Source organism: Streptomyces odontotermitis (assembly GCF_050510915.1).
GTDB lineage: Bacteria > Actinomycetota > Actinomycetes > Streptomycetales > Streptomycetaceae > Streptomyces.
The window spans coordinates 1-7,102 of record NZ_JBNJLS010000043.1 but is presented as its reverse complement, the minus strand read 5'-3'; the positions used below and the strand labels follow the sequence as shown (position 1 = coordinate 7,102).

The 7,102-nt window shown below is 65.8% G+C and carries 7 protein-coding genes and 1 pseudogene; 3 read left to right on the top strand and 5 right to left on the bottom strand.

What is annotated here, in order from left to right:
• Positions 1-117 precede the first annotated feature (117 nt).
• Positions 118-1,326, bottom strand: coding sequence for an IS701 family transposase (locus ACQB60_RS45600; protein ID WP_496932019.1), 1,209 nt, complete (start codon positions 1,324-1,326; stop codon positions 118-120).
• Between the two features lie 154 nt (positions 1,327-1,480).
• Between ACQB60_RS45600 and ACQB60_RS45595 the strand changes: the two genes are divergently transcribed.
• A complete protein-coding gene (locus ACQB60_RS45595) occupies positions 1,481-2,320 on the top strand; it encodes an aminoglycoside phosphotransferase (protein ID WP_496932018.1) in 840 nt (279 codons plus the stop codon).
• A gap of 19 nt (positions 2,321-2,339) precedes the next feature.
• Here ACQB60_RS45595 and ACQB60_RS45590 read toward each other — a convergent pair.
• A pseudogene (locus ACQB60_RS45590) lies at positions 2,340-2,543 on the bottom strand (IS5/IS1182 family transposase); the annotation flags it as partial.
• A 272-nt stretch (positions 2,544-2,815) separates the two neighbouring features.
• Between ACQB60_RS45590 and ACQB60_RS45585 the strand changes: the two are divergent.
• On the top strand, positions 2,816-3,355 hold the full coding sequence (locus tag ACQB60_RS45585; protein ID WP_496932017.1) for a hypothetical protein: 540 nt from the start codon (positions 2,816-2,818) through the stop codon (positions 3,353-3,355).
• Between the two features lie 40 nt (positions 3,356-3,395).
• On the opposite strand, the gene ACQB60_RS45580 is transcribed toward ACQB60_RS45585, so the two are convergent.
• Together ACQB60_RS45580 and ACQB60_RS45575 are read right to left on the bottom strand one after the other, a co-directional pair.
• The gene (locus tag ACQB60_RS45580) at positions 3,396-3,620 is read right to left on the bottom strand and encodes a hypothetical protein (protein WP_496932016.1); all 225 of its coding nucleotides are present in this window, start codon (positions 3,618-3,620) and stop codon (positions 3,396-3,398) included.
• A gap of 1,548 nt (positions 3,621-5,168) precedes the next feature.
• The gene (locus ACQB60_RS45575; RefSeq protein ID WP_496932015.1) at positions 5,169-5,447 is read right to left on the bottom strand and encodes a hypothetical protein; all 279 of its coding nucleotides are present in this window, start codon (positions 5,445-5,447) and stop codon (positions 5,169-5,171) included.
• Between the two features lie 382 nt (positions 5,448-5,829).
• On the opposite strand from ACQB60_RS45575, the gene ACQB60_RS45570 reads away from it, so the two are divergent.
• On the top strand, positions 5,830-6,510 hold the full coding sequence (locus tag ACQB60_RS45570) for an SMI1/KNR4 family protein (RefSeq protein WP_496932014.1): 681 nt from the start codon (positions 5,830-5,832) through the stop codon (positions 6,508-6,510).
• A 176-nt stretch (positions 6,511-6,686) separates the two neighbouring features.
• Here ACQB60_RS45570 and ACQB60_RS45565 read toward each other — a convergent pair whose 3' ends face one another.
• On the bottom strand, positions 6,687-6,902 hold the full coding sequence (locus ACQB60_RS45565) for a hypothetical protein (RefSeq protein ID WP_496932013.1): 216 nt from the start codon (positions 6,900-6,902) through the stop codon (positions 6,687-6,689).
• Positions 6,903-7,102 lie beyond the last annotated feature (200 nt).

The window sequence follows — 7,102 nt, the reverse complement described above, 5'->3', positions numbered from 1 at the left end:
TAGGACTTTGTTAGGTGCTGTCGTAGGGCTGCCAGGGTGCGGGCTGTCGGCAGGTGGGACAGCGTCCTGACCAGGTGGCCAGCATGTGCTGGAGTTGGGCGAGGGCCTGGTAGAGGGTCAGGCCCTGGCAGGGGTTTTTGGGTCGGTGCGTCGTTCGGTCAGGAACAGGTGGGCCGCGGTCACGAGGGTGACGTGGCGGTGCCAGCCCTCCCAGGACCGGCCCTCGAAGTGGTCGAGTCCAAGGGCGGTCTTCAGCTCGCGGTAGTCGTGCTCGATGCGCCAGCGGGTCTTGGCGAGGCGGACCAGGACGTGGGGTGGGAGGTCGGCGGGCAGGTTGGAGAGCCAGTACTTGACCGGTTCGTCGGCGCCTGTGGGCCACTGGGCGATCAGCCAGCGCAGGGCGATGGTGCCATCGGCGGCGGGTTTGGGGCGGCGCCCGGACGGGCGGACGCGCAGGAATGCGAACCGGGAACGCATCTGACCTCTTGGACCCCGCCGCCAGGTGACGGTGACAGCCTGTCCGCGGCCCGCACTCAGCACGTGGTCACGCAGGCTGACCGGCCGGGTGCGATAGCGGGGCAGCGGATGCGGCCCCAGCCCGCCATAGGTCAAAGTCACCGGTTCCACGTCTGCCGCGTATGCCGTCAACTTGCTCTCGACCTGCAGCACATAGGCCAGATGCCGATCATCCAGCCCGGCGCGGAAGTACGCGTTGCTGCCATATCCGGCGTCGGCGGCCACCACCGCGGGCCGCAGTCCCAGCCCGCCCATCTCATCGAGCATGTCCAACGCCAGCTGCCACTTCGCCTGATGGTGCACGCCAGAAGGGATGCGGCAGTGCCGGCGCCGCTCGGAGGCCGCGGGCCCGTCCCAGCACGCGGGCACGAACAGCCGCCAGGCCAGCGGACAGGACGCGGTGTCGGTAGCGGCGTGCACGCTCACCGCCACCTGGCAGTTGGCGGTCTTGCCCAACGGCGGGCAGTACTGCGCCGCCACCGCGGGCGAGTGATCACCGTCCTTGGGGAAGCCGGTGTCATCCACCACCCACACCTCCGGCCGGACCGTGGCCACCGCCCGCCGGGCCAGCCGCTGCTGCACCGCGGCGACCGGCCAGGTCGACGACGTCACGAACTGCTGCAACCCCTGGTGATCCACACCAAGCCGCCGGGCCATCGGCTGCATCGACTTCCGCCGCCCATCCAGCAGCAGGCCCCGCAGATACAGCCCGCCCTTCGCCCGCTGATCCGACCGCACCAGCGGCGCAAACACCTCCGCCGCGAACTCCACCAGCCGGTCACGACACCCGGCAAACTCCTCCGGAGTCATACCCCAAGCGAACTACCGAAACTGGGCCGTGACCAGCCACCTAACAAAGTCCAACTAGGCCCTGTCCGGCGGATCTTGCTTGTACACGTGTGAAGGATGGGGCTGGGCCAAAACAAGATGCGCCAGGCAAGGCGACGTCGACAGGATGACCGGCGTGACTGAAACGCCGAGCAACGCCGTCCCGGCCCCTGCCGTCCTTGATGCCTTCGGGGTGAAGGGTTCTGCTGTCCCGCTGGTTGGTGGGCAGGGACGAAGCGTTCTCGTTGGCGAGTATGTATTCAAGCCCGCGGAGGGCCCTGGCGACGAGGTCGAGTGGGCTACTTCCTTGTTCGAGAAGCTAGCGTCACGCGGTGGCTTCCGAGTTCCGCGACCGCTGCGGGCTGCCGACGGGCGAAGCATCGTGGATGGCTGGACTGCCAGTGAGTTCGTGACCGGTCAATCTGGGCCGCAGGGACACTGGGCCGACGTGCTGAGCGCCGGCCGAGCCTTCCACGCCGCTCTGCGGCAAGTGCCCCGGCCCGACTTCCTTGATCGGCACGTGCATCCCTGGGCTGTTGCCGACCGAGTGGCGTGGGGCGAGCAGAACATCGACGTGATTGACGACCTCGCCGCACCGTTTTCGACCTTGCTGGAGCTGAGGCGCCCAGTGAAACAGGACGCAGCTCAGCTCATCCACGGCGATCTCACGGGCAATGTCCTGTTCGCTGCGGATCAAGTGCCTACGGTTATCGACTTCTCCCCGTATTGGCGGCCGCCGGTGTTCGCCGAGGCCATCGTGATTGCGGACGGCCTGCTGTGGTTCGACCTTCCGTCTGACCTGCTGACGGTCGGCAGCAATCATCCTGACTGGCCGCAGATGCTGGTCCGTGCACTGATCTTCAGACTCGTCGCGCATAGCGAGAACGCAGGACCGGCGGAGCGGGCCCAGTCGGAGGAGCCGGACCGCTACGTAAGGGCAGCCGACGTGGTGGTGAGGAAGTTGGCGACGTTCTAGGACGCGCCTGAACAGCGGATCAGGGCCGGAGCCAGAGTCTGATCGAGGCGAGGGTGACGGTGCCGTGGAAGACGTAGGCACGGTTGTCGAACCTCGTGGCCACGGCCAGGGAGTTCTTCAAGGCGTTGATCGTTCGCTCAACTTCGTTCCTGTGCTTGTAGATCGTCTTGTCGAAGCCGGCGGACCGACCACCCCTGCTCCCCCGTCTCCATCGGCACCTGCGGCCGCTCGTTCAGTCCCCCCTGCATCGACGAACACGCCTGCGTCCGCTGCCCGATGCTCTGACCCCACCCCGCCCAACGCGGCCGCTTGGTGGAGATCCGCGACAACCTGCACGCCCACATCGCGGAGGCCAAGCGCGAGGGCTGGCTCGGCGAGGTAGAACGCCTCCGGGTTAGCCTCGCTGGCACTGACGACAAACTCGCACCAATGACTCGGCGCTCGCAGTCCTGCCGGGCCGACCGATCTTGGAATCCCAACGCTACGCTCGCAGCCATGAGCGACAGTGCGATCATCATCGCGGAGCTGAGCGCCTCGGTCGAGGAAGCTCCCGCCCGGGCGGCGGCGGCCACCATCTGGCTTCTCGATCAGCGGATCATTCAACCCAATGACCGCCATGATCCGCTCTGGCGGCCAAGTCGGTACATCCCCGGTCCCGCCGCCACAGCCGCTCTCCGCGACACCCACGACTACAACGGCCCTGTCAGCGACGGCATCGACATCCTCGACCAACGCCAAGTCCACGACCCGGGCGGCAACTACACCCCGCCAGCCTGCCCGAACTGCACCACGCAGCTCAACGAAGACGCACACATCACGCTCGTCCAGCACTGGCTTGATCAGACGGAACCGTTTGCGACCTGCGAAAACTGCACTACTTCCGCCCTACTGGGCGACTGGACCGGCCAGTGGGCCATCCACGTCGCCAGCGTCGCGGTGCACTTCAACAACTGGCCGCCGCTCGGCGACGCCGTCCTCCACGGGCTCTCCGGCCACCTGGGCCCGCGATGCCGTCTGATCCAAAAGCGAATTTGAGGCGTCTGAAGCCTGGGCACCGCGCCGACGGCGTGCTCGACTACGCCACACCCCGCACCCTGAGCCCGGAGTACACCTGGCCGCGCTCATGCTCACCCTGCAGGCCGCACGCGCCGGAACCGGCAACATCACCGGCCAGGACATGACCGGCTGACTCCAAGACGACGCCGAGCACGTACTCGTCGCCGACGGCTGCCTGATCCAGCCCGCCACCACCGCCGAGGTAATGGCCTCCCGGCCCGAGAACCCCTGCGCCGTTCACCATCCCCACCCTGCTTCCCGACCAGCCCAGCCCTCTCGCCTTCGGCAAGAACCACCGCGCCCGCATCTCCGCCTGGACCCAGAAAGTGACCGGCAACCGGAAGATTCGCAAGAAGAGACTCGGCCCCGCCACGAGACTCCTCGCCCTCTACACCCACCCGCCCCGACGGCCAGCTCGGACCAGCCGAAAACGGCGGACTCGAGCTGGAAGCAGCGGCCGCGTTCCCTGAACTGTCAGAACCTGTGCCTGAAAATGCAGCGTCCAGACCGTTCACCTGAGTCGAATCGAGGTCTTTGAGGCTCGAGGTGCTGGCTGTCTCCCTATGGCCTTGTGGCTGGGCGCGCGGCGTTGCCAGGGTGAGACTTCCCCGACTTCACTGAGACGGGACAGCACCTGTTCCGCCTATGGCTGCTCAGAGGATCTCACTCCGTTTGGACAGGGCCCACACGTAGTACCACCTGTCATCTCGACGGTTCTCTCATACTCATCCGCAGTGAGCTCGGGCGATGGCATCCCGCCATTGTCGTACTCCTCCACCCGCACGGGCGACCGAGATTCCCTTGACTGCCGAGAGCGGACGGTCGATTCCCTCCAAAGGATCTGCACCCACCCGCTTTCGCTATGGACGGGGTGACCCAGCGGAGTCTGGCCGTGCAGGCCAACTACGCGGCCTCCACCGTCACCCGCTACCTCGCCGGCGAGCGCATCGCACCTCCACCTCGTGCACACCGCGTCGTCGTTCACGAAGCAAGATCAGACTGCCCACCAAGATCAACACTCATGTCCACCACGAGTGTCGCGAACCCCCGCCTTCGTGCTCACGCAGAGAGTCGTCCAACACTGTCACACGGTGATCGTGCCGACGAGGGTGCTGCCATCCATGAGTCGCCACACGCTGTCGTAGTCGGTCATCCTGGCCTCATGGGTTCGATCCTGCGGGTGCTGCCAGGCACGGCTGCCAGACTCGAAGAGGTTACGGAACGCCCAGGGCGTGGGGCCTCGCGGGGGCGGCGTCCCGCAACCTGCCTGAGGTATTCGCCCGGCCATGAGCCATGGCTCTGACCTGCATGAGGGCAGTCGCGCCAACGAGTTGGACGTCAAGATTCAAGTTGAGTAGGTGTTTTTCAACTCGCTTCCTTGGACTGCGTCCGGCAGCCCGGGAGCAAGTGGTCCTTGTTCTAGAACAGGGTGTTCACGCGGCTGGGAGTTGATGAACTGGGACGATGAAGATCTTGTCGCCTCGTACCCTGCGGGCTCTTGAACGGTTCAACGCCGCCTATTCCTGGGATCACGTCGACAACCCCGCTCCTGCAGCCCTGGATGATGCATGCCCGTCCCGCATTTCCTAGCCCCCCCTCAGCGCACTGCCACGATCTACGTCACCCCGCGCAGGGCTCCCTCGGAGACGACTGGATCGAACCGTCCGCGACCAGGGACAGCGGCGAGGTCCGTGTATGGCACACGACCTCGGCCATCAGCTCGTGTGTCCGGCCCCCCCAGGCCCGCAGCTGCCGAAAGGTCACGGGGCAAGCGGAGACCAAGACACCGCGGTCACACATCCAGCAGCACGTACTCAGCCGGCAGCGAAGCAAGCTCTGGATGGTCCCTCGCGTACCGATGCCCGTAGATCTTCAGCATCGCCCAGTGCCATGCCTCGTCATGAAAGACAAGGCCGCGGAATGGTGCATCGCTCGGCTCGTAGGGATAGCACTCCAGGGCCGCCTGCCACGCTTCGGCGGGCGTCAGATCGCCGTATCGCCGCATCGCCCACGCATAGCAACGCCTCTCGCTCTCCAAGTACTCGGTGTACTCCGCCTCGCTCCACGTCATGAAGCAACGCTAGCTCCGCCGTCCGGTGCGGTCGTCGCAGTCGACCAGTTCGCGATCCACTCGGTCCGATGAAGCCGGCGGATCTCCGCCCATTCCTCCACGCTGATCACCCATCCTCCCGGCCTGACTCAACGAGCCAGGCCCTTGGAGGGGGACAACTTTCATGCGTCGCCGCCGGTCCACTTTTCACCCGTCGTCGACACAGGATCGGCGTACGCCTCACGCTGCAATAGGGAAGCCCACCGCGAAGAAGAGGCGGGCCTGCGAAAGGCCCGCGAAGTCGCTCAGGGCAAGACTCGCCCTGCGCAGGCGCCTGGTCGTCTACGCGAGCTGACAGGTCTGGCGAGGCTGCCGCCTGATATACACCGCATGGGGCCGGGACATGCACTCGTGCAGCGCGATGCTGTCCGAACTCGTCGGAGCCCTCATTGCGAACGGATGGTGGTGCGACGTGTGGTGGAAGCGACGCCGACCGGAGAGCTCAACGGCGCCGGTGCCGGTGGAGTGGCCAGCCGACTGGGACGACCCCAGCGCCCTGACAGCGGCGCAGCGGGTCCGCATTGTCGTCGACATGATCACTGATGGCACGACAGCCCGCCCGGATCAGCTTCAGGGCCTGTCGGATGAGGCCGTGCTGGACATCGAGCGTGACCAGCAGGCTCCTATGGCAGACGCCTACTATGCGTTCCTCTCACACATCGGCGGTGGAGCTGGGCGGTTCATGCGTGGGGAAGACGTCTACTACCCGGATGTCCTTGGCCTGGGAGAAGCTGCCCGAGAGCTCCTGGAAGAGAACAACTCACCCTTCCACTTCGAACCAACCGACCGCGTTTTCACCATGCACCAGGGATACCAGTTCGACTTCCTGCGAGGCAGCGGTCCGGACCCCGAAGTGTGGTCGTACTCCGAGGGTATGAACGGCGATGTCCCCGTCCGCAGCCACGATTCCTTCACGGACTGGCTTCACGCGACGGCCGAAATGGAGATACCGGCCTGGCGGAGGTACACCGCGACGGTGCGCGAAGAGACCAACCCCGACGGCAGCATGACGGCGTACTGGTAACCAAGCCCAGTGCACGGTTCCATCCCCTACGCCAGTGCTCTGACCACATAGGTTCACCAGGTTCCGATCGAACCGAACTTGCCGCACGCACTGGCAGAATCTCTCGCATGCTTGACGTAGTCGGTCATCGTGATCGCCATGGACAGCATCATCGTGGGCGCCACTGACAATCCCGGCTACGCCGCCTCGTACTCGTGGGCCCGGCCGACCCTCCATGTCACCCATGCAGGGTCGTCGAGGAGGTTGCCGGAGTCGGGCAGGCCGGCGCGGCGCAGGAACTCCACGACCTCCGCGTCCGAGTGGGCCAGGCCGAGGATCTGCCCGCGCGCGGTGACCCGCCGGCCGCCCGTGCCGAGCGGCGGGTACACGACGATCGGCGCATTCCCAGCCATACCTTCCGGGTACTACAGCCGTGACTCGCGATCTCGTCTCTCGTGGGCGGCGTAGGGGACGCGAACCGATAGCCTGCACGCAGAAAGTGCCTTCCAACCGAGACAGCAGAGACCCTCGACAAGTCTCATCGTCCCTGGCCAGGAGGCACTTTCGCCTTCACGGCACGGTGACCGCCCTCACCCCAAGTGAAAACGCGAGG